Raw genomic sequence first — 25,070 nt, forward strand, 5'->3', positions numbered from 1 at the left:
GCTTAGTTCATCCAGCCCTTGACCCAATCCATCACCGATTCCGCGTCAGCAGGGGCACTGCCACCGCATGCGGCGCCGGGTGGTGGCTCGCTGCCGCGAATATACGGCATCTGCACCGCGCCCGGACAGTTGGCATCGGAGCCCTGCCCCGTGTGCGGATCAATCCAGGCCTGCACGATGTTGTCCGGTTGCGGCATGTTCAGCGGCAACGGGTCGGCCTTGCGCATAAAGCTGGTCCAGACCTGCAGCGCACCGGTAGCACCGGTGAACGGCGTCTTGCCATTGTCGTCACGCCCCAGCCAAACCACGGCCAGCACGTCCTGGCCGAAGCCCGCGAACCAGCTGTCACGCGAATCATTACTGGTACCGGTCTTGCCCGCCAACGTGAGGTTCGACGGCAGCACGCTGTAAACCGAGCGCCCGGTGCCTTCGCGCATTACGCGCTGCATGGCGTTCTGGATCAGGTAAATGGAGCCTGCATCAAAGCGCTGCTGAATCTGAAACGGATAGCGCTTGAGCGGCTCGCCCTCGGCAGTCAGCACGCTGCGGATACCGCGCATCGGGGTATTGAAGCCGCCGTTGGCGAGGGTCTGGTACATCGTGGCCACTTCCATCGGGGTCATGGCGCCAGCGCCCAACAGCATCGATGGGAACGACGGGAACTCACGGTTGATGCCCAGGCGACCCAGGGTTTTCAACACATTCGGCACCCCAACTTCCAGCCCGAGGCGCGACGTGGAGATGTTGTAGGAATGCGCCAGGCCCTGATACAGGAACACCGTGCCGTGAGAGCGGCGATCGAAGTTCTGCGGCGTCCACACTTGGCCATCAGCACCTTTGACCGACAACGGGTCATCCGACAGCCAACTGGTCAGGGTGTATTTGCTCGGTTTTTCCAGGGCCGTCAGGTAGACCGCAGGCTTGACCAGCGAGCCGATCGGCCGCACGGCATCCAGCGCGCGGTTGAAACCGGCAAAACTGGCCTGGCGACTGCCGATCATGGCCTGGACTTCACCGGTTTCGGGGTTGGTCACCACCATGGCCGCCTCGACTTCATCGGAGCCCTTGCGGCCGGTCAAGCGTTTGAAGGTGTCGTTGACCGACGCTTCGGCTTTCATCTGCAAAATCGGGTCGAAGCTGGTGAAGATCCGCAAGCCTTCTTCGGTCAAGTCTTCGTCGCGGTAATCTTCGCGCAACTGACGTTTGACCAGGTCGATAAAGCCTGGGAAGGAGCTGTCGGCCAACTTGCCGCGGGTTGTCACACCCAGTGGCATTTTCTTCGCGGCCGCGACTTGTTCAGCGGTAGCCACGCCCTGCTGCTCGAGTACATCCAGCACCAGGTTACGACGTTCAAGCGCACGCTCAGGGTTGCGACGCGGGTTGTAATAGGACGGCCCCTTGACCATACCCACCAGCAACGCGACCTGATGCAATTTCAACTCGGACAATGGCTGACCGAAGAAGAACTGGCTGGCCAAGCCAAAGCCGTGAACGGCGCGCTGGCCATCCTGACCGACGAATACTTCGTTGAGGTAAGCCTCAAGGATTTCCTGCTTGCTGTAATGCAACTCCAGCAGCATCGCCATCATGGCTTCGGTGAGTTTGCGGGTCAGGCTGCGCTCGTTGGTCAGGTAGAAGTTCTTGACCAATTGTTGCGTCAGCGTACTGCCACCCTGCGTCATCTTGCCGCCAGAAGTGTTGACCCAGATAGCGCGGGCAATCGACTTGGGCGACACACCCCAGTGGCTGTAGAAGTCGCGGTCTTCGACGGCAACGAGTGTTTCAAGCAGATACGGCGGCACCTGATCGAGCTTGATCAGGATGCGATCTTCCAGGTTCTTTGGGTAAATGCCGCCGATCAGCAGCGGCTCCAGGCGCACCACAGGCAACTTCGAACCATTGAGCGAGGACAGCTCGGCGACGTAATCGCCAGAGAAGCGCACGCGTACCGGCTGGGCTTTTTCCAGGCCTTCGTAGAACTGGAAGCCGCGGGTGTTCAAGTCGACGGTATTGCCGCTGACGGCCGCAGCGCCAGGACCATTGCTCACGGCTTCGCGGCGGTAACCCAACGCGTCGAGCTCGGTCAGGAAATCATCTTTACTCAGCTTCTGGCCAGTGAACAGTTCCAGCGGGCGTGCGTACACCTTGGCCGGAATGGTCCAGCGCTTGCCGGAGAACTTCTCCTGGACCACAGCGTCGAGGTACACCGCGAAGCCGGCGAGCACTACAAGGCCCACCAGGCTGAGCTTGAGCGCCCAGCCGAGCCACGGGCGCAGGCCGCGGGAAGGAGGTTTTTTACGGGAACGGGGAGATCGGGTTCGAGTCATGGCGGCGGATTATACGCACTTTATTGATGATCAACATGAGCCGGACAGCGGTTTGCACGACCGGCTGTAACAGCCATAATGCCCGCCATGATTTCCCCCAGACTTTGAAGGATCGCCCGTGAGCCAGTCCCTGATCGCTGCCCTGCAAAACCCGGCTTTGTATCCCCATCCGGTTGAAGCGTTTCACGTTATCGAGACCCATATTTCCTGGGTCATTCTGACTGGCCCCTTCGCTTATAAACTGAAGAAGCCGATGAACTTCGGTTTTCTGGATTTCACCCAGCTGGACGACCGGGGGCACTTCTGCAACGAAGAACTTCGCCTCAACCAGCGCCTGACCGAAGATCTGTACCTTGAAGTGTTGCCGATTACCGGCACCGCCGAGGCCCCGCAACTGGGCGGCGATGGCCCGGTAATCGAGTACGCGCTTAAAATGCGCCAGTTCCCGCAAAGCCAACTGCTGAGCACCTTGCAAGCCAACGGCGAACTGACCAGCGCGCATATTGATGAAATGGCCAAGCAGATTGCGCACTTCCACCTCACCGCACCAAGGGTTCCACAGGCGCACCCGGCCGGCACCCCGGACGAGGTGATGGCGCCAGTGCGCCAGAACTTCGATCAGATCCGCCCTTTCCTCAGCGACAAGGCCGATCTGGCACAGCTGGAAGCTCTGCAGGCCTGGGCCGAAAGCAGCTTCGAGCGCCTCAAGCCTCTGCTGGCGCAGCGCAAGCAGGATGGCTTCACGCGTGAATGTCACGGCGATATCCACTTGGGCAATGCGACGATGATCGACGGCCAAGTCGTCATCTTCGACTGCATCGAGTTCAACGAGCCGTTCCGCTTCACCGACGTGTACGCCGACACCGGCTTTCTGGCGATGGACCTGGAAGACCGTGGCCTCAAATCCCTGGCGCGTCGCTTTATCAGCCAATACCTGGAACTGACCGGCGATTACCAAGGCCTGGAAGTGCTTAACTTCTATAAAGCGTACCGGGCGCTGGTACGCGCCAAGGTTGCACTGTTCAGCATGCCGAGCGAGGCAAGCCCGGTGCAGCGCGCCACCACCCTGCGCCAGTACCGCAACTACGCCAACCTGGCCGAAAGCTACAGCACTATTCCTTCGCGCTTCCTGGCGATTACCCACGGCGTATCGGCAGTCGGCAAGAGCCACGTAGCCATGCGCCTGGTGGAAGCGTTGGGTGCCGTGCGCCTGCGCTCGGACGTGGAACGCAAACGCCTGTTTGGCGAACAGCATGTGGAAAACACACCACAGGCCGGCATCTATGCTGCCGACGCCAGCGCAGCAACCTATGCTCGCCTGAATGAAATCGCCGATATCGTCTTGCGCGCCGGCTACCCGGTCGTACTGGATGCCACCTTCCTCAAACGTGAACAGCGCGACGCTGCTGCGAAGATTGCCGAGGCCACCGGCGCGCCATTCCTGATCCTGGATTGCAACGCACCGCAAGCCGTTATCGCCAGCTGGTTGGCACAACGTCAGGCGGATAAGAACGACCCTTCCGACGCGACGCTGACCATCATCGTAGAGCAGCAGGCCAACCGCGACCCGCTGACCGCTGAAGAACTGCTGCTGAGCAAGCGCGTAGAGACCAATGAAAGCGGAACCCTGGATGCCTTGGTGGCGCATATCCGCCAGCGCCTGCCAGGCCTGTAAGAAATATTTCTTGGTCGTGTCACCGATCTACGGTGCACGACCAAGCAATAGTGGCACTATAATGGCGTCATAATTCCAACAGGAGTCGCCGTCATGAGTCAGCCCAAGCTTCTTGATACTCCGCTCTACGCGCTCCTGCACAAGGACGACATTCGAGGCTTCAACCAGGAACGGCCTAAAGACGGCAGCATCGACATGCGTGGCGGTGACTTTCGCGGGCTGGACCTGCGCGACCTGAACGCCACGGGTGTAGATTTCACCGACGCGTATTTCCGTTCTGCCGACCTGCGTGGCCTGGATCTACGCGACTGCTCATTGGAAGGCGCCAGCCTGGCGCATGCACAAATTTCCGGCACTTACTTTCCACCTGAACTGACCGCTGACGAGATTCTCATGTCGGTTAATTTCGGTACTCGCCTGCGCTATCGCACCAAGTGACGTCACATGCCCGCCCCCGGCTACGCATCAAGCGTGCCGGGTGGTTCGCCCTGCCCTTGCTTAAAACCTCCTGACCATTCTTATAAGCGTTTCAGCCGTTCCTGACCAAAGAACTACGCTTTTCCTACTGAGCGCTACACTCCTTTTCAGGCTTGCCTGGTCACGATACCCACCGCACCATTCGGCCGTCGCAAGGAGGCTTGATGAACGATGAGCTGCAACACCTGAAAAACCTTGGCAAGACGTCGGCGCAGTGGCTGCATGCGGTGGGCATCCACAGCGCGTCCGACTTGCGCCGCCTGGGAGCGGTCGATGCCTACCGGGCAGTGCGAACTCGCGGTTTCCGGGCCTCGAAAGTATTGCTGTATGCCATTGAAGGCGCATTGATGGATGTGCACTGGAACGACATTCCCGTGGAGCGAAAGGAAGCGCTGAACCGCCAGTTGGATGCGATTTCGGCACGTCAGAAGAATTAGCTCAGCGATAAAACTCAACGTTTACGGGCATTACGAACGCCTGTTTGAGAAATTCCGCAGGTCGAGCAAAAACAAATGTTGACTCTCAAATGAGAATCGTTATGATTATCACAACTGGTCGCGAGATCAGCCGATAACTGAAAGACCATTGGTTCGGACTCTCAGATTATCTCCTCATCAGGCTAATCACGGTTATTTGACCCGGCTCTTGCCGGGTCTTTTTTTGCCTGTAAAACGCCTATAAAGCCGCGAGTCTCAGCGCGCGATAATCAACGGATGCCCACGCTCCGGGTGCGGCTGCACCAACACATCCAGCCCAAACACCGCTTTGAGCGGTTCAGGTCGCAAGACGTTTGCGGGCGTATCCAAGGCGTGCGGACGCCCGCCTTCCAGCAGCAGAATGCGATCACAGTAACGCGCTGCCAGATTCAGGTCATGGAGGATCACCAGTACGGCCGCGCCTCGATCGGCAAAACTGCGAATAGCCTGCAACGTCGTGTGCTGATGCAGAGGGTCAAGCATCGACGTCGGCTCATCCAGCAGCAACGTCTGTCCCGCCTCGCCCGGCCATAGTTGCGCCAATACCCGCGCCAGGTGCACACGTTGGCGCTCCCCGCCAGACAACGCCAGGTAGCTGCGGCCGCTCAAATGGCCGATGTCCGCCGCCTGCAAGGCCGCACGGATGATCTCGTCATCACGCACGCGCCCGGTCTGATGCGGCAAACGCCCCATGCCGACAACTTCTTCCACGCGAAACGCAAAATCCAGGGTCGAGGTTTGCGGCAACACCGCCAAGCGCTGGGCACGCTGCGGGCCGGTCCAGCTCTTGAGCGCCTGCTGATCCAGCCACACCTTGCCCTGATCAGGGTGCAGCTCACCGCACAGCGCGCTGAGCAAGGTGCTTTTGCCAGCACCATTAGGGCCCAGCACGCCAAGTACCTGGCCCGGCAACAGGTCCAGGCTGACATCGGCCAATACAGTCTTGCGACCACGCCGGATCTGCAGCGCTTCCACTCGCAGCATCAGGCGCGTCCTCGCAACAACAGATAAAGAAAAAACGGCGCACCGATAAACGCCGTCACAATGCCGATCGGCAACTCCGCAGGTGCCAAGGCCAGGCGCGCCACCAAATCCGCAAACAGCAGCAAACTCGCGCCGGCCAGCACCGAGGCGGGCAACAGCACTCGATGGTCGGGCCCCGCCAGCAGCCGCACCAAGTGCGGTACCACCAGCCCGACAAACCCGATCATCCCCGCCGCCGCCACTGCCGCCCCTACACCCAGGGCGGTGCAGAACACCAGCTCACGCTTGAGCCCTTCCACATCAATCCCCAGGTGACTGGCCTCGGACTCGCCCAGCAACAATGCATTCAGCGCCTTGGCGCGGCGCGGCAACCAGAGCGCGACACCAGCGCTCACCAGCAGCAACGGCCATAACCGCGAGTAGCTCGCGCCATTGAGGCTGCCCAGGTTCCAGAAAGTCAGGGTGCGCAGGGTGGCGTCGTCGGCCAAATAGGTAAACAGCCCGACCGCCGAGCTGGCGAGGGCCGTGAGCGCGATGCCGGCAAGCAACATCGTCGCAACATTGGTCTGGCCGTTACGGCGCCCCAGACGATAGACCAGGGCAGTCACCCCCAAACCACCGAGAAACGCACACAGCGACAGCAGGTAAGGCCCGAACGCGTCCGGCAGCCCGCCAAAAAACGAGCCACCGACAATTGCAATCGCCGCCCCCAGCGCCGCGCCACTCGACACCCCGACCAGACCGGGATCTGCCAGCGGGTTACGAAACAGACCCTGCATCGCCACGCCCGACAATGCCAGCACGCCGCCGACTGCCAGGCCAAGCAATGTGCGCGGCAGGCGAATCTGCCCCAGGATCAATTCGGCCTGCTCCAGGCCGTCGGCTGCAATCGGCACGCCCATCAAGCGCAACGCGGCCCTGAGTATATCCAGCAACGGCAGGCTGACCGGCCCCAAGGCTAATGAGAGCCAGATCGCCAATACACACAACAGCGCCAGGCCGACAAACAGCGTTTTCGGCTTAACCAGAGTGGTCATGGAGCAGGTTTAGCCTGGGACGGAAAGAACCCGGCAGACAGTTGCACCAGGCTTTGCGGCACACGCGGGCCCAGGCCGCCCACCAGCAGGGTGGGATCCAGCTCAAACACCCGGCCATTTTTGGCCGCCGGCGTTGAGGCCAAAATCGGGTTTTCCTTAAACAGAGCCGCGCGCGCGGCATCGCCGGTCAAGGCACGGTCAGCGAATACCAGCACATCAGGGCTCAGTCCCGCCAACGACTCCACCGAAAAAGGTTTGTAGCCGGTATGGGTGGCCAAGTTGCGCCCGCCCGCCTGCTGTAACAACCAGTCGGCGGCGGTGTCTTTACCTGCGATCAGCGGCTTGCCGCCTGCATGACCGAGCACCAACAGCACACCCGGGGCTTTTTGCGTGGCCTGGGCCTGAGTGACCCAGCGCTTCTGCTGCTCGAGCGCTTGTTCATATCCAGTAAACAATTCGTTGGCTTTAGCCTCGCTGCCCAGCAACTTGCCAAGTTGCTGCAAGTTGCCTTTCAGGGTCGGGAGGTCCGGCTCGGCCGAAAACATTTCGACCTGCACGCCGGCGCCGCGAATCTGCGCAAGTACCGGCGGCGGCCCCATTTCCTCGGTGCCGACCAGTACTTGCGGGCGCAGGCTGAGAATGCCCTCCGCCGACAACTGGCGCTGGTAACCTATGCTCGGCAAGGCCTTCAGCGATTCCGGGTGCTGGCTGGTAGTATCCACGCCCACCAGTTTCGATTCGCCGCCCAAGGCTGTCACCCATTCCGATAGCGCTCCACCGGCACTCACCCAGCGTTGCGGCAGTTCAGAGGCTTGCGCCCCATGGTGGACCAGCAGTGAGGCAACAAACGCAATAGCGCTGGTACTCAGACGCATGACAGGGTTTCCTTCCAGGGGCGGGGCGAAGCCGGCATTTGATAATTGTTTGCATTTGAACGTCAAGGCACTTAAGGATTGAAATGAAGTTTCTCTGCACCTCCGACGCCCTTGCAGCCAACAGCAGCCTCGGCTTTGAGATCGACGGTTGCAAACTGCTGGCCGTGCGCCGGGACGGCGTCGCCTACTTCTATATCAACCGTTGCCCCCATCGCGGCATCGCGCTGGAATGGCAACCCGATCAGTTCCTCGACACCAGCGCCAGCCTGATCCAGTGCGCCACTCACGGCGCGCTGTTCCTGATCGAAAGCGGCGAGTGCATCGCCGGTCCCTGCGCGGGCCAGAGCCTCACCGCCCTGCCCGGCCGCGAAGACGCACAGGGCCTGTGGGTGCAACTCTAGTCGCTGATCAGTACGTCCAAACGACGTTCCACAACAATTTCCTCAGGCGTGACGCGAACACCGTAGGCCAACACCTCCACACCGGCGGCCTTGGCCTCCCGCAATGCCGCAGCGTAACCGGCGTCGATTTCAACCGCTGGGCGTACTGCCTCTATTCCCGACAGGTTCACGCAATACAACTGCACCGCCCGCACCCCGTCACGCGCCAGGTGCGCCAACTCGCGCAGGTGCTTGGCGCCGCGCTGCGTTACCGCATCGGGAAAGGCTGCTACCGCCGTGCCATCAAAGCCCAGGGTGACACTTTTGACTTCGACAAACGCCGCGCCTTGCGTGTAATCGAGACGAAAATCGATGCGGCTTTTCTCCTGGCCATAAGGCACTTCGCGCTTCAAGGCGGTAAACCCGTTGAGCTCAGTGATGACCCCGGCGCGCAATGCCTCCTCGACCAATTGGTTGGCGCGCGCCGTGTTGACGCACGCCAATCGGCCCTGCGGCGTTTCGGCAATTTCCCAGGTGCCGGGCAACTTGCGCTTGGGGTCCGAAGAGCGACTGAACCAGACCTGGCCGCCCTCCACCATGCAATTGAGCATCGAGCCGGTGTTCGGGCAGTGAATCGTCAGCAACTCGCCGGTAACGGTCTCGATATCGGTGAGAAAACGCTTGTAGCGGCGGATAAGCCGCGCTTCTTCGAGAGGAGGATGAAAACGCATCAGCCCTGCCAGCTCCGCAAACCACGGGCGATACGCTCTACCGCCTGTTGTAGCCGATCGATGTTTTGCGTGTAGGCAAAACGCACATGGTGGCCGGCTTGATAGCGGCCAAAATCCAGCCCAGGCGTAAACGCCACGTGTTCGGTTTCGAGGAAATGCCGACAGAACGCGAAGGCATCACCGCCGAACGCGCTGATATCGGCATACAAATAGAACGCCCCTTCCGGCTCAACGGCGATACCGAATCCTAGTTCGCGCAGGGCGGGCAGCAGGAAATCCCGACGGCGACCGAATTCGGCGCGGCGCTGCTCCAGAATGCTCAACGTTTGCGGGGTAAAACACGCCAGTGCCGCGTACTGGGCCATGCTCGGCGCGCTGATGTAGAGGTTTTGCGCAAGCTTTTCCAATTCACCCACCGCCGCAGGCGGCGCCACCAGCCAACCGAGGCGCCAGCCGGTCATGCCGAAATACTTCGAAAAACTATTCAGGACGAATGCGTCGTCGTCCACTTCCAGCACGCTGGCGGCATCGGTGCCGTACGTGAGGCCGTGATAGATCTCATCCACCACCAAGTGGCCGTCGCGCGCCTTGATTGCACTGGACAACCCCGCCAACTCGTCGCGTGTAAGGATCGTGCCGGTGGGGTTGGCCGGAGACGCGACCAACGCGCCCACGCTGTCCTGGTCCCAGTGTTTGGCCACCAGCTCGGCAGTCAATTGGTAGCGCACGTCCGGGCCAACCGGCACCAGCTGCGCCGCGCCTTCCACCAAGCGCAGAAAATGTCGGTTGCACGGATAGCCTGGGTCGGCGAGCAACCAATGTTTGCCCGGATCGACCAGCAGGCTGCTCGCCAGCAGCAACGCACCGGAACCACCGGGGGTGATCAGAATGCGTTCAGGATCAATGTTCAGCCCGTAGCGCTGCTGGTAGAAACCGCTGATGGCCTCACGCAACTCCGGCAACCCGCGCGCTGCGGTGTAGCGGGTCTTGCCGTTGGCCAACGCCGCCTGGCCGGCCTGGATGATGGGCTCGGCCGTGGTGAAATCCGGCTCGCCGATCTCCAGATGGATCACATCATGGCCGGCTGCCTGCAGCTCATTGGCTCGCGCCAGCAGCGCCATGACATGAAAAGGTTCGATGGCGCGACTGCGCGCACTGTAGGGCTGAGCCATTAGCCTTCCTTAACGGTGAGGACAAAATCAGGATTCTACCGAACCCTCGCGGTAAAACATGCTCTATTGCCTGCTCGGCCGTCCATGACGAACCGAGCAAGCGCTTGCAAAACGACTAAAATCAACATTCGAGACACGCTATACCCAGCCATGGCGGGCTGTTGCAGTTTGCACCCCCGCCAAGTTGGGCCTCGACAACCGGGAGTGGCGCACCCCGAATCTATCTGGTAAGTTCGCCCGCTTGCAGCCGCAGGGCCGGCAGGTGTCGGTGACGTTGCAATCCTGCGCAATGGATTAAAAGAGTGAGAGGCGGTCTATTCATGTCCACCCAAGCAAAGCAACAGCAGCAGAGCCTCAGTGGCTTCACACCTTACGTCGAAACGAAAGGTGAGGAGTACATGGGCAAGCCCATGCGCCAGCACTTCACCAAGATCCTGCAAAAGTGGAAGCAGGACTTGATGCAAGAGGTCGACCGCACCGTTGACCACATGAAGGACGAAGCCGCCAACTTCCCGGACCCGGCAGACCGTGCCAGCCAGGAAGAGGAATTCGCCCTCGAACTGCGCGCCCGTGATCGTGAACGCAAGCTGATCAAGAAAATCGACAAAACGCTGCAACTGATCGAAGACGAGGAATATGGCTGGTGCGAATCCTGCGGCGTCGAGATTGGTATTCGCCGCCTGGAAGCCCGCCCAACCGCGGACCTGTGCGTAGACTGCAAGACCTTGGCTGAAATCAAGGAAAAACAGGTCGGCAAGTAATCCTGCCGAGCTGAACGAATGGGGCGTGCAAACGCCCCATTTTTGTTTCTGGCGTTTACCGATTTTCCAGTAGTATCCGGCCCATGACAGCCTCTACCTATATCGGGCGTTTCGCCCCCACGCCCAGCGGCCATTTGCATTTCGGCTCGCTGGTTGCCGCCCTCGCTTCCTACCTCGATGCCCGCGCCAACCAAGGCCGCTGGCTGATGCGCATGGAAGACCTCGACCCACCGCGTGAAGAACCCGGCGCCCAGACGGCGATCCTGCACGCCCTGGAAAGCTACGGCTTTGAGTGGGATGGCGAACTGGTCCGACAAAGCGAGCGGCATGATGCCTACGCCAAAGTCCTCGACGGCCTGTTCAACCACGGCCTGGCCTACGCCTGCACGTGCTCGCGCAAACAGCTGGAGCCCTACCACGGAATTTACCCGGGTTTATGCCGCAATGCCGGGCACGATCAGCAAGACGCGGCCATCCGCCTGCGCGTGCCCGAGCTGGAATACCACTTTACCGACCGCGTACAGGGTGAATTCCGACAGCACCTGGGGCGCGATGTAGGCGATTTTGTCATCCGTCGTCGCGACGGCTTGTATGCCTATCAATTGGCCGTCGTGCTCGACGACGCCTGGCAAGGTGTGACCGACATCGTGCGCGGTGCCGACCTGCTCGATTCCACGCCACGCCAGCTCTACCTGCAAGAACTGCTGGGCCTGCGCCAGCCGCGCTACCTGCACGTGCCGTTGATCGTGCAGCCGGACGGTAACAAGTTGGGCAAAACCTACCGTTCTCCGCCGTTGACACCGGACCAAGCCACGCCTTTGCTGCTAAGGGCATTGCGCGCCCTCGGCCAGCCCGCCGGCGCTGAACTGCTGCACGCCAGCCCACGGGAGCTGCTCGATTGGGGCATTGCGCACTGGGATGCAACCCTGATCCCGCGCACACTCACGCTGGCCGAAGCGCAATTGAGCTGAAGGCGCTTGCAGCTTGCCAGCCATCCGTTACCATCGCCGCAGTTTTTTAATCAGAGGCCAACATGTACATCTATCGATTGGTCCTGCTGCTGGTCGTCGGGATCTACCTGTTTTCCCCCGCCATCATGGATTGGTGGATCGACGCCACGGGCGCCTGGTATCGCCCTTATCTGCTGTGGCTGATCCTGATCGTCGTGACCTTCATCCTGCAGAGCCAAAAAGATGCCGATGAGCTTTAGCCTCACCCAGATGCTGCTGATCAGCGCCGCCTACCTGGCCGCGCTGTTCGCCGTGGCCTGGATCAGTGAGCGCGGAATGATTCCGCGGGCGATCATTCGCCATCCGTTGACCTACACCTTGTCCCTGGGCGTTTACGCCAGCGCCTGGGCGTTTTATGGCACCGTGGGCCTGGCCTATCAGTACGGCTACGGCTTCCTGTCCAGCTACCTTGGGGTGTCCGGCGCATTCCTGCTGGCGCCGGTGTTGCTGTACCCGATCCTGAAAATCACCCGCACCTACCAGCTGTCATCCCTGGCGGACCTGTTTGCCTTCCGTTTTCGCAGCACCTGGGCCGGCGCGCTGACCACGATTTTCATGTTGCTCGGCGTATTGCCGCTGCTGGCCCTGCAGATCCAGGCCGTGGCGGATTCCATAAGCATCTTGACCCGTGAGCCGGTGCAGCATCGCGTCGCGCTGGCCTTTTGCGCGTTGATCACGCTGTTCACGATTTTCTTCGGCTCACGCCATATCGCCACCCGTGAAAAACACGAGGGCCTGGTATTTGCGATTGCCTTTGAGTCGGTGATCAAGCTGATCGCCATCGGCGGCGTCGGCTTGTATGCGCTGTATGGCGTGTTCGACGGCCCGCAACAGCTGGAGCTGTGGCTGCTGCAAAACCAGACCGCCCTCGCCGCCCTGCACACACCGTTGCAAGAAGGCCCATGGCGCACGCTGCTGCTGGTGTTCTTCGCCTCGGCGATCGTGATGCCGCACATGTACCACATGACCTTCACCGAGAACCTCAACCCGCGCTCATTGGTCAGCGCCAGCTGGGGCCTGCCGCTGTTTCTGCTGCTGATGAGCCTGGCGGTGCCGCTGATCCTGTGGGCCGGCCTCAAGCTGGGCGCAACCACCAACCCGGAATACTTCACCCTCGGCGTCGGTATTGCCGCCAACAGCAAATCCCTGGCGTTGCTGGCGTATGTCGGCGGTTTGTCGGCGGCCAGCGGCTTGATCATCGTCACCACGCTCGCGTTGTCGGGCATGGCGCTCAACCACCTGGTGCTGCCGCTGTATCAGCCGCCAGCCGAAGGCAACATCTACCGCTGGCTGAAGTGGACGCGCCGCGCGCTGATTGTCGCGATCATCATGGCCGGCTATGGCTTCTACCTGTTGCTGGGCGCCGGGCAAGACCTGGCCAACCTCGGCATTGTTGCGTTCGTTGCCACCTTGCAGTTCCTGCCGGGCGTGTTGTCGGTGCTGTATTGGCCGACCGCTAATCGCCGCGGCTTTATCGCCGGTCTGCTGGCGGGGATTCTGGTGTGGATCGTTACCATGCTGCTGCCGCTGGTCGGCAACCTGCAGGGTTTCTACATTCCGTTGCTGAACATGATTTACGTGCTGGACGACACCAGTTGGCACATGGCCGCCATCGCTTCATTGGCTGCCAACGTCTTGATGTTCACCTTGATCTCGCTGTTCACCAACGCCAGCCCCGAAGAAACCAGCGCCGCCGAAGCCTGCGCGGTGGACAACGTGCGCCGCCCGCAACGCCGCGAGCTGCACGCCGCCTCGCCCCAGGAGTTCGCCACGCAACTGGCCAAGCCGCTGGGTGCGAAAGCCGCGCAAAAGGAAGTCGAACAGGCCCTGCGCGACCTCTACCTGCCGTTCGACGAGCGCCGCCCGTATGCGCTGCGGCGCTTGCGTGACCGTATCGAGGCCAACCTGTCCGGCCTGATGGGGCCAAGTGTGTCCCAAGACATGGTCGAAACGTTCTTGCCCTACAAGGCTGGCGGCGAAAACTACGTCACCGAAGACATCCATTTCATCGAGAGCCGGCTGGAGGATTACCACTCGCGCCTCACCGGCCTTGCCGCCGAACTCGATGCGCTGCGCCGCTACCACCGCCAGACCCTGCAGGAGCTGCCGATGGGCGTGTGCTCCCTGGCCAAGGATCAAGAGATCCTGATGTGGAACAAGGCCATGGAAGAATTGACCGGCATCGCCGCCCAGCGGGTAGTGGGTTCGCGCCTGAACACCTTGGGCGATCCGTGGAAGGAACTGCTGCAAGGCTTTATCAACCTGCCCGACGAGCATTTGCACAAGCAGCACTTGGCACTCGACGGCCAGACGCGGTGGCTCAACCTGCACAAAGCGGCGATCGACGAACCCCTGGCACCCGGCAACAGCGGCCTGGTGCTGCTGGTCGAAGACTTGACCGACACGCAAATGCTGGAAGACAAGCTGGTGCACTCCGAGCGCCTGGCCAGCATTGGTCGTTTGGCGGCAGGCGTAGCCCACGAGATTGGCAACCCGATCACCGGTATCGCCTGCCTGGCGCAGAACCTGCGGGAAGAGCGCGAAGAGGACGGCGAAATCACCGAAATCAGCGGGCAAATCCTTGAGCAGACCAAGCGCGTTTCCCGCATCGTGCAGTCGTTGATGAGCTTCGCCCATGCCGGCGCTCATCAGAATCAGGACGAGGCCGTGTGCCTGGCCGAAGTTGCGCAGGATGCCATAGGGCTGCTGGCCTTGAACCGGCGCAATTTCGAAGTACAGTTCTTCAATCTGTGCGACCCGGACCACTGGGTCGACGGCGATTCCCAACGCTTGGCGCAGGTGTTGATCAACTTGCTGTCCAACGCCCGTGACGCTTCCCCGCCGCACAGCGCGGTACGCGTCAAGAGCGAGGCTTTCGAGCACACGGTCGATCTGATCGTGGAGGACGAAGGCAGCGGTATTCCACAGAACATCATGGACCGATTGTTCGAACCTTTCTTCACCACCAAGGACCCGGGTGAAGGTACCGGTCTGGGCCTTGCACTGGTCTATTCCATCGTTGAAGAGCATTATGGACAAATCACCATCGACAGCCCGGCTGACACCGAAAGCCAACGCGGCACCCGTATTCGGGTGACCTTGCCGCGTCATGTCGAAGCGACGTCCGCTGTGAACTGAGACCGTCGAGAGAATTGAATCAATGCCGCACATTTTGATCGTCGAAGACGAAACAATTATCCGCTCTGCCTTGCGTCGCCTGCTTGAACGTAATCAGTACCAGGTCAGCGAAGCCGGCTCGGTGCAGGAAGCCCAAGAGCGATTCAGCATTCCCACGTTCGACCTGATTGTCAGCGACCTGCGTTTGCCGGGCGCCCCAGGCACCGAGCTGATCAAGCTTGGCCAGGGCACTCCGGTGCTGATCATGACCAGTTACGCCAGCCTGCGTTCGGCGGTGGACTCGATGAAGATGGGCGCGGTGGATTACATCGCCAAGCCTTTCGACCACGACGAAATGCTGCAGGCCGTGGCCCGCATTCTGCGCGACCGTCAGTCGGCCAGCAGCGCGCCCGCCGAACAGCGCCCCGCCGGCAAGACCGCCAACGGTGCGGACAAGCCGGGCGTCAACAACAGCAACGGCGAAATCGGCATTATCGGCTCCTGCCCACCGATGCAGGACCTGTACAGCAAGATTCGCAAAGTCGCGCCCACCGACTCCAATGTATTGATTCAGGGTGAGTCGGGCACCGGTAAAGAACTGGTCGCCCGTGCCCTGCACAACCTGTCCAAGCGCGCCAAGGCGCCGATGATCTCGGTGAACTGCGCGGCGATCCCTGAATCACTGATCGAGTCCGAACTGTTCGGCCACGAGAAAGGCGCATTTACCGGCGCCAGCGCCGGGCGTGCGGGCCTTGTCGAAGCGGCGGACGGCGGCACTTTGTTCCTCGACGAAATCGGCGAACTGCCGCTGGAAGCCCAGGCGCGCTTGCTGCGCGTGTTGCAGGAAGGCGAAATTCGCCGCGTAGGTTCGGTGCAATCGCAAAAAGTCGATGTTCGCCTGATCGCAGCGACCCACCGAGACCTCAAGAGCCTGGCCAAGATCGGCCAGTTCCGTGAAGACTTGTATTACCGCCTGCACGTGATCGCCCTCAAGCTGCCGGCACTGCGTGAGCGTGGCGCCGACGTCAACGAAATCGCCAGCGCCTTCCTGCTGCGCCAGAGCGCACGGATCAACCGTACCGACCTCAAGTTTGCCCCGGATGCCGAGCAGGCGATTCGTCACTACTCGTGGCCGGGGAACGTGCGAGAACTTGAGAACGCGGTCGAGCGCGCGGTCATTCTGTCGGAGAGCCCGGAGATTTCTGCCGAGCTGCTGGGCATCGACATCGAGCTGAGTGACCTGGAAGACGACGATTTCATCGGCCTGGCCCCACAACAGGGCGGCGGTAGCAATACCAGCCACGAGCCGACGGAAGATTTGTCACTGGAAGATTACTTCCAGCACTTCGTTCTTGAGCACCAGGATCACATGACCGAGACCGAGCTGGCGCGCAAGCTGGGCGTGAGCCGCAAGTGCCTGTGGGAACGCCGCCAGCGCCTGGGCATTCCGCGACGCAAGACCGGCGTGGCCAGCGAGAGTTGAGGGTGCGCCCCCACAGGTAACACCCTCAGATGTGAAAAAACTGTTACCGCTGAATTTTCACGTAACAAAAGCCGGGGCTTACGGTAACGAAGCCCCGGCTTTTTTTCGCCCCCAAAAACGCCGAAGGCGCCTCACACCCCCGGTTTTGCTGGGCGGCACAAAAGTTGGCACGCACCCTGCTATATGCTTAGTACAAAAACAATAACAAGCTTAGTACCAGACAATAAAAATAAGACGTATCGACTCACGCACAATAAAAACAACACGGCGGAGGCGCAGCTAACTGATTCTTTTGGAGAGGCGTTGCATTTGGGGCTTGCCCCGCAACCAGGCCGAGAACAACAAAAACTGCCCTAAGGCAGAGCCTGAACTGGTTGGATCGTAGATCAGCAACACAGCGACCAAAGCAATCCGTTTGCTCTTGGCTCCCGATTGGGAGTGTCATGAAGGTGAAGCTTCATGGCGAGGGCGATCAACAAAAACAAGAAGCCCGAAATCAATAATAAAAATAGAGCACGCAACTACTTCTGGGGGAGCTTCGGCTCCCCTTGTAGTTTCCGGCATTTGGCCGGTTCCCCTTTCTTTTAAGCTTATGGCGCAAGGCCTGCAGCTTGTTCCTACACCATCCCTCGACTAAATGCTAGAATCCCGGCCCATCATGCGGTCATTCTTCGTTATGGCCGAACATTCCTTCAAACAGTGCATCCCATGCTGAAGAAGTTGTTCCAGTCATTCCGTTCTCCCTTGCGTCGTACGCAACACATTCGCAGCACGCCTGAAGTGCTTAACAGCAATCAGCATTCATTGCAGCGTGCTCAATTCAGCCGCTACGCGGTGAACATCGTCGAACGTTTGCAGAACGCCGGCTACCAGGCTTATCTGGTGGGTGGCTGTGTACGTGACATGTTGCTCAATATCACGCCCAAGGATTTCGACGTCGCCACCAGCGCCACGCCCGAGCAGGTGCGTGCCGAATTTCGCAACGCGCGAATCATCGGTCGCCGCTTCAAATTGGTGCATATCCACTTTGGCCGCGAAATCATCGAGGTCGCCACGTTCCGCGCCGGCCACCCGCAAAACGATGAAGAGGAAGACACCAACCAGTCTTCCCGCAACGAGAGCGGCCGCATCCTGCGCGACAACGTCTACGGCACCCTGGAAGAAGACGCGCAACGCCGCGACTTCACCATCAACGCCTTGTATTACGATCCGGTCAGCGAGCGCATCCTCGATTACGCCAATGGCGTACACGACATTCGCAACAACCTGATCCGTTTGATCGGCGACCCGACGCAGCGCTACCAGGAAGACCCGGTGCGCATGCTGCGAGCGGTGCGTTTTGCCGCCAAGCTGAATTTCGGTATCGAGAAACACACGGCCGCGCCGATTCGCGAACTGGCGCCCTTGCTGCGGGAAATCCCTTCGGCACGCCTGTTCGAAGAAGTGCTCAAGCTGTTCCTCTCGGGGTACGCCGCCGACACGTTCGAAATGCTCGTCGACCTGCAGTTGTTCGATCCATTGTTCCCGGCCAGCGCCGAGGCTCTGGAATACAACCCGACGTACACCCACACGCTGATCAGCGAAGCCTTGATCAATACCGACCTGCGCATCAAACAGAACAAACCGGTGACCCCGGCGTTCCTGTTTGCCGCCCTGTTGTGGCCGGCCCTGCCCAAACGCGTACTGCGCCTGCAGGACCGTGGCATGCCGCCGATTCCTGCCATGCAGGAAGCTGCGCACGAGCTGATCGCCGAGCAATGCCAACGCATCGCCATTCCAAAACGTTTCACCCTGCCGATCCGCGAGATCTGGGACATGCAGGAGCGCCTGCCACGGCGCAGCGGCAAACGCGCCGACCTGCTGTTGGACAACCCGCGCTTCCGTGCTGGCTACGACTTCCTGCTGCTGCGCGAAAGCGCCGGCGAGCAGACCGACGGCCTGGGCGAATGGTGGACCGACTACCAGGACGCCAACGACAGCCAGCGCCGCGACATGATTCGTGACCTTGGCAGCAAAGGTGATGGCGCCAGCGATGGGCCGAAGAAGCGTCGTCGCAGCTCCAGCAAGCGCAAACGCACGTCTGCCGATGCCTCGGGCGCTGCAGGCGAATAAACGTGGAACGTATCTACATCGGTATGGGCAGCAACCTCGCTGCCCCGGACCAGCAATTGCGCAGCGCCATTGCGGCGTTGGCGCTATTGCCAGGCACCGCCCTCGTCGGTGTGTCCGACTTCTATCAGAGTGACTCCCTGCTCCCCGGTCAGCCGCGCTATACCAATGCGGTCGCGGCCCTGGACAGTAGCTTTGCGCCACTGGCGCTGCTCGATGCACTGCAAGCCATTGAAAACGGCCAGGGCCGCGAACGTCTAGAGCGTTGGGGCCCGCGTACGCTGGACCTGGATATCCTGCTGTTTGGCGATCGCTTGATCGACGAGCCGCGTCTCAAAGTGCCTCACTACCAGATGCATCTGCGCGCGTTCGTGTTGTACCCGCTGGCCGAACTGGCCCCCGCTGAGTTGCAACTGCCCGACGGCCGAAGCCTTGCGGAGCTGTTGAAGGCCTGCCCGTTTGTCGGCCTGGAACGCCTCTCTACCGGCTGATGCAGTCCGCGTGGGAGCAGCTTGCTCGCGAATGCGGTGAACCCGTCGATACAAGCATTGACTGACCCAGCGCATTCGCGAGCAAGCCCGCTCCACATTTGATCTCACAGGCCGTCAAAAGTGGTCTTCAACGTGCTGAAACGCGTCAGTAACAGCGGTAACACCGCCATCGTAACAATGCGGTAACACATCCAATTGACTTCCCGAGTCCTCATCACGACTATAGGCGTCCCGCTGCCGCCAACGCGGCGCTGAAGGGCGCAATCCAGGCCTTATAAGCACTGCTCTCAAGACAGTGCGCCTGTATAAACGAAGACTCACGCGCGTTACTCGCTGTTTCCAAGCGCCTGAACGAGGACCCTTTTCATGCCAGACATTACCCTGACCACCTTGCAGAGCCTCAAGCTCAAAGGTGAAAAAATCACCATGCTGACGTGCTACGACGCCACCTTCGCCCACGCCAGTTGCCAGGCCGGTGTTGAAGTGCTGTTGATCGGCGACTCGCTGGGCATGGTTCTTCAAGGGAATGACAGCACCCTGCCCGTCACCACCGATGAACTCGCCTACCACACTGCCAGCGTCAAGCGCGGCAATGAGGGTGCCTTCATCATCGCCGACCTGCCGTTCATGGGTTACGCAACGCTGGAACAGACCTTTCAGAACGCCGGCAAACTGATGCAGGCCGGCGCGCACATGATCAAGGTCGAAGGCGCCGTATGGCTCGCCGAGTCGATCCGACTGCTGGCCGAGCGCGGTGTGCCGGTATGCGTGCACATGGGCCTGACGCCACAGTCGGTGAACATCCTCGGCGGCTACAAGGTACAAGGCCGCAATGAAGCCCAGGCGCGTCAGATGCGCGCCGACGCCATTGCCCTGGAACAAGCCGGTGCCGCGATGATCCTGCTGGAATGCGTGCCGAGCGAATTGGCGGCAGAGATCACCCAGGCGGTCAAAGTGCCGGTAATCGGCATCGGCGCGGGCTCTGCCACCGACGGCCAGGTTCTGGTCTTGCATGACATGCTCGGCCTGTCGCTGACCGGGCGAGCCCCCAAGTTCGTGAAAAACTTCATGGCAGGTAAAGACAGCATCCAGGCCGCGTTGAGCGCTTACGTCGACGAAGTCAAAGCCGTTACTTTCCCAGGCGCCGAACACGGATTCTCTGCATGAACACCGTTAAAACCGTACGAGAACTGCGCGCTGCAGTCGCCCACGCGCGCAGCGCCGGCAAGCGCATTGGCTTTGTGCCCACCATGGGCAACCTGCACAGCGGCCACGCCACCCTGGTGACCAAGGCCGCCCAGCAATCGGATTTCGTGGTGGCGAGTATCTTCGTCAACCCGTTGCAGTTCGGTGCCGGCGAGGACCTGGACAAATACCCTCGCACCTTGGCCGCCGATCAGGAAAAACTGCTGCAAGCCGGTTGCAACCTGCTGTTCGCGCCAACCGTTGAAGAAATGTACCCCGGCGGCATGAGCGGCCAGACCCGCGTCAGCGTCCCGCAACTGTCCGAAGGCCTCTGCGGCGCCAGCCGCCCCGGGCACTTCGAAGGGGTAGCGACGGTGGTCAGCAAGCTGTTCAACATGGTCCAGCCGGATATGGCCGTGTTTGGCCAGAAGGACTATCAGCAACTGGCAGTGATTCGCGCCATGGTGCATGACCTGAACATGCCGATCCAGATCATCGGCGAGCCCACTGTGCGTGCCGCTGACGGCCTCGCGCTGTCCTCGCGCAACGGCTACCTCAGCGAAGAACAACGCGCCATCGCGCCGGTGCTGTACCGCAGCCTCAGCCAGATTGCCGCCGCCATCAAGGGAGGCGACCACGATTTTGCCAAACTGCGTGCCGAGCAGATCCAGCAGATCGAAGCGGCCGGATTGCGCATCGACTACCTGGAAGTGCGCCAGGGCGTGCACCTGCGTCCCGCCACGCCTGAGGATCGCGATGTAGTGATCCTGGTGGCTGCGTATTTGGGCGCCACACGCCTGATCGACAACCTGCACCTGACCCTGGCCTGACCCTGCCTTTTCTCCCTTGAAAAAAAGCGCGCCTGTTGCCCTCCCCGCTGTGCCGGTATAAAAAAGTACCGGCTACAGCGCAGACAAAGCCAAGACATATCGACACGCTAGGTTTAATGTAAACGCCCTGTGCCATTGTTGGCGCTGACCGGAACCCAACGCCTGATGAAAGACTGGACGTTCCGGATTTAGAAGTGTCCTAAAGGCAAGTCCCCGTAATAAAAAGGAAAACCGCAGCGATGGCGTATTACCGCACTCCTCATGACGTTACCGCTCTGCCCGCTTGGCAAGCGCTCGATAAACATCGCCAAGCCATGCAGGATTTCAGCATGCGCGACGCATTCAATGCCGATCCCCAGCGCTTTTCCCAATTCACCTTGAGCAGCTGCGGGCTTTTCCTCGATTACTCGAAAAACCTCATCACTGCCCAAACGCGCGCCTTGCTCGTCGACCTGGCCAATGAAGTCGGCCTTAAAGACGCGATCAACGCGCTCTACGCTGGCGAGCCGGTCAACTCCTCCGAAGGCCGTCCGGCCCTGCACACCGCACTGCGTCGCCCGGTTGGCGACAAGTTGTCGGTCAACGGCGTGAACATCATGCCGGACGTGCACAAGGTGCTGAATCAGATCACTGACCTGGTCGGCCGCATCCACGATGGCCTGTGGCGCGGTTACACCGAGAAGCCGATCACCGACGTGGTGAACATCGGCATCGGCGGCTCGTTCCTCGGGCCGGAGCTGGTCTCCGAAGCGCTGTTGTCCTACGCCCACAAAGGCGTGCGCTGCCACTACCTGGCGAACATTGACGGCAGCGAGTTCCATGAGCTGACCCAGAAGCTGCGCGCCGAGACCACGCTGTTTATCGTCTCGTCAAAATCCTTCAACACCCTGGAAACCCTGAAAAACGCCCAGGCCGCCCGCGCCTGGTACCTGGCTCAGGGTGGCTCGGAAGCCGAGCTGTATCGCCACTTCATCGCCGTCTCAAGCAACAACGCAGCGGCCGTGGCCTTCGGTATCCGCGAAGAAAACATCTTCCCGATGTGGGACTGGGTCGGCGGGCGTTACTCGCTGTGGTCGGCCATCGGCTTGCCGATCGCCCTGGCGATCGGCATGTCCAACTTCAAGGAACTGCTGTCCGGTGCCTACACCATGGACCAGCATTTCCAGAACGCCCCATTCGAAGCCAACATGCCCGTGCTGCTGGGTCTGCTGGGCGTGTGGTACGGCAACTTCTGGGGTGCGCAGAGCCACGCGATCCTGCCGTACGACCACTACCTGCGCAACATCACCAAACACTTGCAACAGTTGGACATGGAATCCAACGGCAAGAGTGTGCGCCAGGACGGTACGCCAGTGTCCACCGATACCGGCCCGGTCATCTGGGGCGGCGTAGGGTGCAACGGCCAGCACGCCTACCACCAGTTGTTGCACCAAGGGACCCAACTGATTCCGGCCGACTTCATTGTGCCGATTGTCAGCTTCAACCCGGTGTCCGACCACCATCAGTGGTTGTTCGCCAACTGCCTGTCCCAAAGCCAGGCGCTGATGCTCGGCAAAACCCGCAGCGAAGCCGAAGCCGAGTTGCGTGAGAAAGGCGTTGCCGAAGCCGAAGTCCAGAAACTGGCCCCGCACAAGGTGATCCCGGGCAACCGTCCGAGCAACACCATCGTGGTTGAACGCATCAGCCCGCGTCGCCTGGGCGCACTGGTGGCTATGTATGAACACAAGGTGTTTGTACAAAGCGTGGTCTGGGGTATCAACGCCTTCGACCAATGGGGCGTGGAATTGGGCAAAGAGCTGGGCAAAGGCGTGTATAACCGCCTGACCGGTGCCGAAGAAACCTCGGCCGAGGATGCTTCGACCCAGGGCCTGATCAACTACTTCCGCGGTCGTCACCGCGGCTGAAGCCGGTACACCAAGGCCAACGTCCGTTTGGACGTTGGCCTTGTACCCTCCCCCCACTGCGTGCATCGTTATGACTTGTCGCCAAAACAAGAATAAGGACCGCTCATGTTCGATATCAGCACATTCCCCAACGCCGATGCCGTCCGCCAGGCCGCGCAGCTCAGTCAAGCCGACTACCAGCGCCTTTATCGCCAGTCCATCGAGCAACCCGACACCTTTTGGGCAGAACAGGCCAAAAGCTTTCTCGACTGGATCACACCCTGGCACACCGTCCAGCATTCAGACATTCACACCGGCGCCGCCCAATGGTTTGCCGGCGGCCAACTGAACGTCAGCTACAACTGCATCGACCGTCACCTGGCGCAACGCGCCGACCAGCCTGCCTTCATCTGGGAAGGCGATGATCCGACACGGTTTGCAAAAATCACCTACCGCCAGCTCCATCAAAACGTCAGCCGCCTGGCCAATGTGTTGAAAAACCGTGGCGTGAAAAAAGGCGACCGCGTGTGCATCTACATGCCGATGATCCCGGAAGCCGCCTACGCAATGCTGGCCTGCACACGCATTGGCGCGGTGCACTCGGTGGTTTTTGGCGGGTTCTCACCGGACGCCCTGCGTGACCGTATTCTCGACGCCGACTGCCGCACCGTGATTACCGCCGATGAAGGCGTGCGCGGCGGTAAACCGGTGGCGCTGAAAAAGAACGTCGACCAGGCCCTGGCCAGTTGCCCGAACGTCAGCACCGTGCTGGTGGTGGAGCGCACCGGCGCTGACCTTGCCTGGCACGAAGGCCGCGATCTCAAGTACCAGCAAGCTCTGGATGCCGCCAGCGACGACTGCCCGCCCGAGCCCATGGACGCCGAAGACCCACTGTTCATCCTCTACACCTCCGGCAGCACCGGCAAACCCAAAGGCGTGCTGCACACCACCGGCGGCTACCTGTTGCAAGCGGCGATGACCTTCAAGTACGTGCTCGATTACCGCGATGGCGAAGTGTTCTGGTGCACCGCCGACGTCGGTTGGGTGACCGGCCACAGCTACATCGTGTACGGCCCGCTGGCCAATGGCGCTACCTCGCTGATGTTCGAAGGCGTGCCGAGCTACCCGGACAGCTCGCGCTTCTGGCAGGTGATCGACAAACATCAGGTGAACATCTTCTACACCGCGCCCACCGCCCTGCGCGCCCTGATGCGTGAGGGTCACGGGCCACTGGAGAATACCTCTCGCGCCAGCCTGCGCCTGCTGGGCAGTGTCGGCGAGCCGATCAACCCCGAAGCCTGGGACTGGTACTTCAACGCCGTCGGTGAACAACGCTGCCCGATTGTCGACACGTGGTGGCAGACCGAAACCGGCGGCATCATGCTCAGCCCCCTGGTCAGCGCCCAGCGGATCAAGCCTGGCTGCGCAACCCAGCCGATGTTTGGCGTGCAGCCGGTGCTGCTGGATGAGCAAGGCAAGCCAATCAGCGGCGCCGGCAGTGGCGTGCTGGCGATCAAGGCCAGCTGGCCGGGGCAGATTCGCAGCGTCTACGGCGACCCGCAGCGCATGATCGACACCTATTTCAAACCCTACCCTGGCTACTACTTCACGGGGGACGGCGCACGCCGCGATGAGGACGGCGACTACTGGATCACCGGGCGCATCGACGATGTGATCAACGTGTCCGGCCACCGTATCGGCACCGCCGAGGTGGAAAGCGCGCTGGTGTTGCATGACCAAGTGGCCGAAGCCGCCGTGGTGGGCTATCCCCACGACGTCAAAGGCCAGGGGATTTATGCCTTCGTCACCCCAATGAATGGGGTTGAACCCAGCGATGCGTTGAAGAAAAACCTGCTTGAGCTGGTCAGCAAGGAAATCGGCAGCTTTGCCAAGCCGGAACTGATCCAATGGGCGCCGGCCTTGCCGAAAACCCGATCCGGCAAGATCATGCGGCGGATTCTGCGCAAAATCGCCTGCAATGAACTGGACAGCCTGGGTGACACCTCGACACTGGCCGACCCCAGCGTCGTGGATGGCCTGATCGACAAACGCCTGAACCGCTAGGAA

21 protein-coding genes are annotated in these 25,070 nt (G+C 60.7%); 15 read left to right on the top strand and 6 right to left on the bottom strand.

Annotated features, from left to right (window positions below; genetic code table 11):
• Window positions 1-2: 2 nt before the first annotated feature.
• The gene (mrcB, locus tag C4J83_RS25735) at window positions 3-2,327 is read right to left on the bottom strand and encodes a penicillin-binding protein 1B (protein ID WP_106579230.1); all 2,325 of its coding nucleotides are present in this window, start codon (window positions 2,325-2,327) and stop codon (window positions 3-5) included.
• A gap of 118 nt (window positions 2,328-2,445) precedes the next feature.
• On the opposite strand from mrcB, the gene C4J83_RS25740 reads away from it, so the two are divergent.
• From C4J83_RS25740 to C4J83_RS25750, 3 genes are all read left to right on the top strand, one after another.
• On the top strand, window positions 2,446-4,002 hold the full coding sequence (locus tag C4J83_RS25740; RefSeq protein WP_124418480.1) for a bifunctional aminoglycoside phosphotransferase/ATP-binding protein: 1,557 nt from the start codon (window positions 2,446-2,448) through the stop codon (window positions 4,000-4,002).
• Window positions 4,003-4,095: 93 nt separating this feature from the next.
• Window positions 4,096-4,440 carry a pentapeptide repeat-containing protein gene (locus tag C4J83_RS25745; protein WP_106579232.1) on the top strand — a complete coding sequence of 115 codons (345 nt, stop codon included), beginning with the start codon at window positions 4,096-4,098 and terminating at the stop codon, window positions 4,438-4,440.
• 203 nt (window positions 4,441-4,643) lie between these two features.
• Window positions 4,644-4,916 carry a TfoX/Sxy family protein gene (locus C4J83_RS25750; protein ID WP_105698742.1) on the top strand — a complete coding sequence of 91 codons (273 nt, stop codon included), beginning with the start codon at window positions 4,644-4,646 and terminating at the stop codon, window positions 4,914-4,916.
• Between the two features lie 255 nt (window positions 4,917-5,171).
• Here the strand turns inward: C4J83_RS25750 and C4J83_RS25755 are convergent, their stop codons facing one another.
• The 3 genes from C4J83_RS25755 to C4J83_RS25765 are packed head-to-tail and all read right to left on the bottom strand — an operon-like array spanning window position 5,172 to window position 7,851.
• A complete protein-coding gene (locus tag C4J83_RS25755; RefSeq protein ID WP_106579233.1) occupies window positions 5,172-5,939 on the bottom strand; it encodes a heme ABC transporter ATP-binding protein in 768 nt (255 codons plus the stop codon).
• A complete protein-coding gene (locus C4J83_RS25760) occupies window positions 5,939-6,976 on the bottom strand; it encodes a FecCD family ABC transporter permease (RefSeq protein WP_124418481.1) in 1,038 nt (345 codons plus the stop codon). Before C4J83_RS25760 ends, C4J83_RS25755 begins: the two co-directional genes overlap by 1 nt.
• Window positions 6,973-7,851, bottom strand: coding sequence for a heme/hemin ABC transporter substrate-binding protein (locus C4J83_RS25765; RefSeq protein WP_124418482.1), 879 nt, complete (start codon window positions 7,849-7,851; stop codon window positions 6,973-6,975). The genes C4J83_RS25760 and C4J83_RS25765 overlap by 4 nt, the downstream gene beginning before the upstream one ends.
• An 83-nt stretch (window positions 7,852-7,934) precedes the next feature.
• Here C4J83_RS25765 and C4J83_RS25770 point away from each other — a divergent pair, with 83 nt between their 5' ends.
• Window positions 7,935-8,252: a Rieske (2Fe-2S) protein gene (locus tag C4J83_RS25770; RefSeq protein WP_119741079.1), complete on the top strand. Its 318-nt coding sequence runs from the start codon at window positions 7,935-7,937 to the stop codon at window positions 8,250-8,252.
• Here C4J83_RS25770 and sfsA read toward each other — a convergent pair.
• Both sfsA and C4J83_RS25780 read right to left on the bottom strand, forming a co-directional pair.
• Entirely contained in the window at window positions 8,249-8,962 is a 714-nt protein-coding gene (gene sfsA / locus C4J83_RS25775; RefSeq protein ID WP_119741077.1) for a DNA/RNA nuclease SfsA, read from the bottom strand. The genes C4J83_RS25770 and sfsA overlap by 4 nt on opposite strands.
• Window positions 8,962-10,134, bottom strand: coding sequence for a pyridoxal phosphate-dependent aminotransferase (locus C4J83_RS25780; protein ID WP_106579238.1), 1,173 nt, complete (start codon window positions 10,132-10,134; stop codon window positions 8,962-8,964). Before C4J83_RS25780 ends, sfsA begins: the two co-directional genes overlap by 1 nt.
• A gap of 320 nt (window positions 10,135-10,454) precedes the next feature.
• Here C4J83_RS25780 and dksA point away from each other — a divergent pair, with 320 nt between their 5' ends.
• From dksA to acs, 11 genes are all read left to right on the top strand, one after another.
• A complete protein-coding gene (gene dksA / locus C4J83_RS25785; RefSeq protein WP_034100675.1) occupies window positions 10,455-10,895 on the top strand; it encodes an RNA polymerase-binding protein DksA in 441 nt (146 codons plus the stop codon).
• A gap of 83 nt (window positions 10,896-10,978) precedes the next feature.
• The gene (gene gluQRS, locus C4J83_RS25790) at window positions 10,979-11,866 is read left to right on the top strand and encodes a tRNA glutamyl-Q(34) synthetase GluQRS (protein WP_106579239.1); all 888 of its coding nucleotides are present in this window, start codon (window positions 10,979-10,981) and stop codon (window positions 11,864-11,866) included.
• A gap of 62 nt (window positions 11,867-11,928) precedes the next feature.
• The gene (locus tag C4J83_RS25795; RefSeq protein ID WP_003176118.1) at window positions 11,929-12,105 is read left to right on the top strand and encodes a hypothetical protein; all 177 of its coding nucleotides are present in this window, start codon (window positions 11,929-11,931) and stop codon (window positions 12,103-12,105) included.
• Window positions 12,089-15,043 carry a sensor histidine kinase gene (locus tag C4J83_RS25800; protein ID WP_162530298.1) on the top strand — a complete coding sequence of 985 codons (2,955 nt, stop codon included), beginning with the start codon at window positions 12,089-12,091 and terminating at the stop codon, window positions 15,041-15,043. The genes C4J83_RS25795 and C4J83_RS25800 overlap by 17 nt, the downstream gene beginning before the upstream one ends.
• Before the next feature lie 22 nt (window positions 15,044-15,065).
• Complete coding sequence (locus tag C4J83_RS25805) at window positions 15,066-16,505, top strand: sigma-54-dependent transcriptional regulator (RefSeq protein WP_106579241.1); 1,440 nt, start codon at window positions 15,066-15,068, stop codon at window positions 16,503-16,505.
• A 708-nt stretch (window positions 16,506-17,213) separates the two neighbouring features.
• On the top strand, window positions 17,214-18,617 hold the full coding sequence (locus tag C4J83_RS25810) for a polynucleotide adenylyltransferase PcnB (protein WP_124418483.1): 1,404 nt from the start codon (window positions 17,214-17,216) through the stop codon (window positions 18,615-18,617).
• Between the two features lie 2 nt (window positions 18,618-18,619).
• Window positions 18,620-19,105 carry a 2-amino-4-hydroxy-6-hydroxymethyldihydropteridine diphosphokinase gene (gene folK / locus C4J83_RS25815; RefSeq protein WP_124418484.1) on the top strand — a complete coding sequence of 162 codons (486 nt, stop codon included), beginning with the start codon at window positions 18,620-18,622 and terminating at the stop codon, window positions 19,103-19,105.
• Window positions 19,106-19,471: 366 nt separating this feature from the next.
• Window positions 19,472-20,272, top strand: coding sequence for a 3-methyl-2-oxobutanoate hydroxymethyltransferase (gene panB / locus C4J83_RS25820; protein ID WP_106579244.1), 801 nt, complete (start codon window positions 19,472-19,474; stop codon window positions 20,270-20,272).
• Window positions 20,269-21,120 carry a pantoate--beta-alanine ligase gene (gene panC, locus C4J83_RS25825; RefSeq protein ID WP_124418485.1) on the top strand — a complete coding sequence of 284 codons (852 nt, stop codon included), beginning with the start codon at window positions 20,269-20,271 and terminating at the stop codon, window positions 21,118-21,120. Before panB ends, panC begins: the two co-directional genes overlap by 4 nt.
• A gap of 239 nt (window positions 21,121-21,359) precedes the next feature.
• Window positions 21,360-23,024, top strand: coding sequence for a glucose-6-phosphate isomerase (gene pgi, locus C4J83_RS25830; RefSeq protein WP_124418486.1), 1,665 nt, complete (start codon window positions 21,360-21,362; stop codon window positions 23,022-23,024).
• Between the two features lie 105 nt (window positions 23,025-23,129).
• The gene (gene acs / locus C4J83_RS25835) at window positions 23,130-25,067 is read left to right on the top strand and encodes an acetate--CoA ligase (protein ID WP_124418487.1); all 1,938 of its coding nucleotides are present in this window, start codon (window positions 23,130-23,132) and stop codon (window positions 25,065-25,067) included.
• The last annotated feature ends 3 nt before the right edge of the window (window positions 25,068-25,070 follow it).

The sequence above is a fragment of the Pseudomonas sp. LBUM920 genome (assembly GCF_003852315.1).
Taxonomy (GTDB): domain Bacteria; phylum Pseudomonadota; class Gammaproteobacteria; order Pseudomonadales; family Pseudomonadaceae; genus Aquipseudomonas.

What these genes read in the sequence shown, in the direction of transcription:
- mrcB (WP_106579230.1), bottom strand. Translation starts at nt 2,327, where the DNA reads ATGACTCGAACCCGATCTCCCCGTTCCCGTAAAAAACCTCCTTCCCGC.
- C4J83_RS25745 (WP_106579232.1), top strand. Translation starts at nt 4,096, where the DNA reads ATGAGTCAGCCCAAGCTTCTTGATACTCCGCTCTACGCGCTCCTGCAC.
- C4J83_RS25750 (WP_105698742.1), top strand. Translation starts at nt 4,644, where the DNA reads ATGAACGATGAGCTGCAACACCTGAAAAACCTTGGCAAGACGTCGGCG.
- C4J83_RS25755 (WP_106579233.1), bottom strand. Translation starts at nt 5,939, where the DNA reads ATGCTGCGAGTGGAAGCGCTGCAGATCCGGCGTGGTCGCAAGACTGTA.
- C4J83_RS25760 (WP_124418481.1), bottom strand. Translation starts at nt 6,976, where the DNA reads ATGACCACTCTGGTTAAGCCGAAAACGCTGTTTGTCGGCCTGGCGCTG.
- C4J83_RS25765 (WP_124418482.1), bottom strand. Translation starts at nt 7,851, where the DNA reads ATGCGTCTGAGTACCAGCGCTATTGCGTTTGTTGCCTCACTGCTGGTC.
- C4J83_RS25770 (WP_119741079.1), top strand. Translation starts at nt 7,935, where the DNA reads ATGAAGTTTCTCTGCACCTCCGACGCCCTTGCAGCCAACAGCAGCCTC.
- sfsA (WP_119741077.1), bottom strand. Translation starts at nt 8,962, where the DNA reads ATGCGTTTTCATCCTCCTCTCGAAGAAGCGCGGCTTATCCGCCGCTAC.
- C4J83_RS25780 (WP_106579238.1), bottom strand. Translation starts at nt 10,134, where the DNA reads ATGGCTCAGCCCTACAGTGCGCGCAGTCGCGCCATCGAACCTTTTCAT.
- dksA (WP_034100675.1), top strand. Translation starts at nt 10,455, where the DNA reads ATGTCCACCCAAGCAAAGCAACAGCAGCAGAGCCTCAGTGGCTTCACA.
- gluQRS (WP_106579239.1), top strand. Translation starts at nt 10,979, where the DNA reads ATGACAGCCTCTACCTATATCGGGCGTTTCGCCCCCACGCCCAGCGGC.
- C4J83_RS25795 (WP_003176118.1), top strand. Translation starts at nt 11,929, where the DNA reads ATGTACATCTATCGATTGGTCCTGCTGCTGGTCGTCGGGATCTACCTG.
- C4J83_RS25800 (WP_162530298.1), top strand. Translation starts at nt 12,089, where the DNA reads ATGCCGATGAGCTTTAGCCTCACCCAGATGCTGCTGATCAGCGCCGCC.
- C4J83_RS25805 (WP_106579241.1), top strand. Translation starts at nt 15,066, where the DNA reads ATGCCGCACATTTTGATCGTCGAAGACGAAACAATTATCCGCTCTGCC.
- C4J83_RS25810 (WP_124418483.1), top strand. Translation starts at nt 17,214, where the DNA reads ATGCTGAAGAAGTTGTTCCAGTCATTCCGTTCTCCCTTGCGTCGTACG.
- panB (WP_106579244.1), top strand. Translation starts at nt 19,472, where the DNA reads ATGCCAGACATTACCCTGACCACCTTGCAGAGCCTCAAGCTCAAAGGT.
- panC (WP_124418485.1), top strand. Translation starts at nt 20,269, where the DNA reads ATGAACACCGTTAAAACCGTACGAGAACTGCGCGCTGCAGTCGCCCAC.
- pgi (WP_124418486.1), top strand. Translation starts at nt 21,360, where the DNA reads ATGGCGTATTACCGCACTCCTCATGACGTTACCGCTCTGCCCGCTTGG.
- acs (WP_124418487.1), top strand. Translation starts at nt 23,130, where the DNA reads ATGTTCGATATCAGCACATTCCCCAACGCCGATGCCGTCCGCCAGGCC.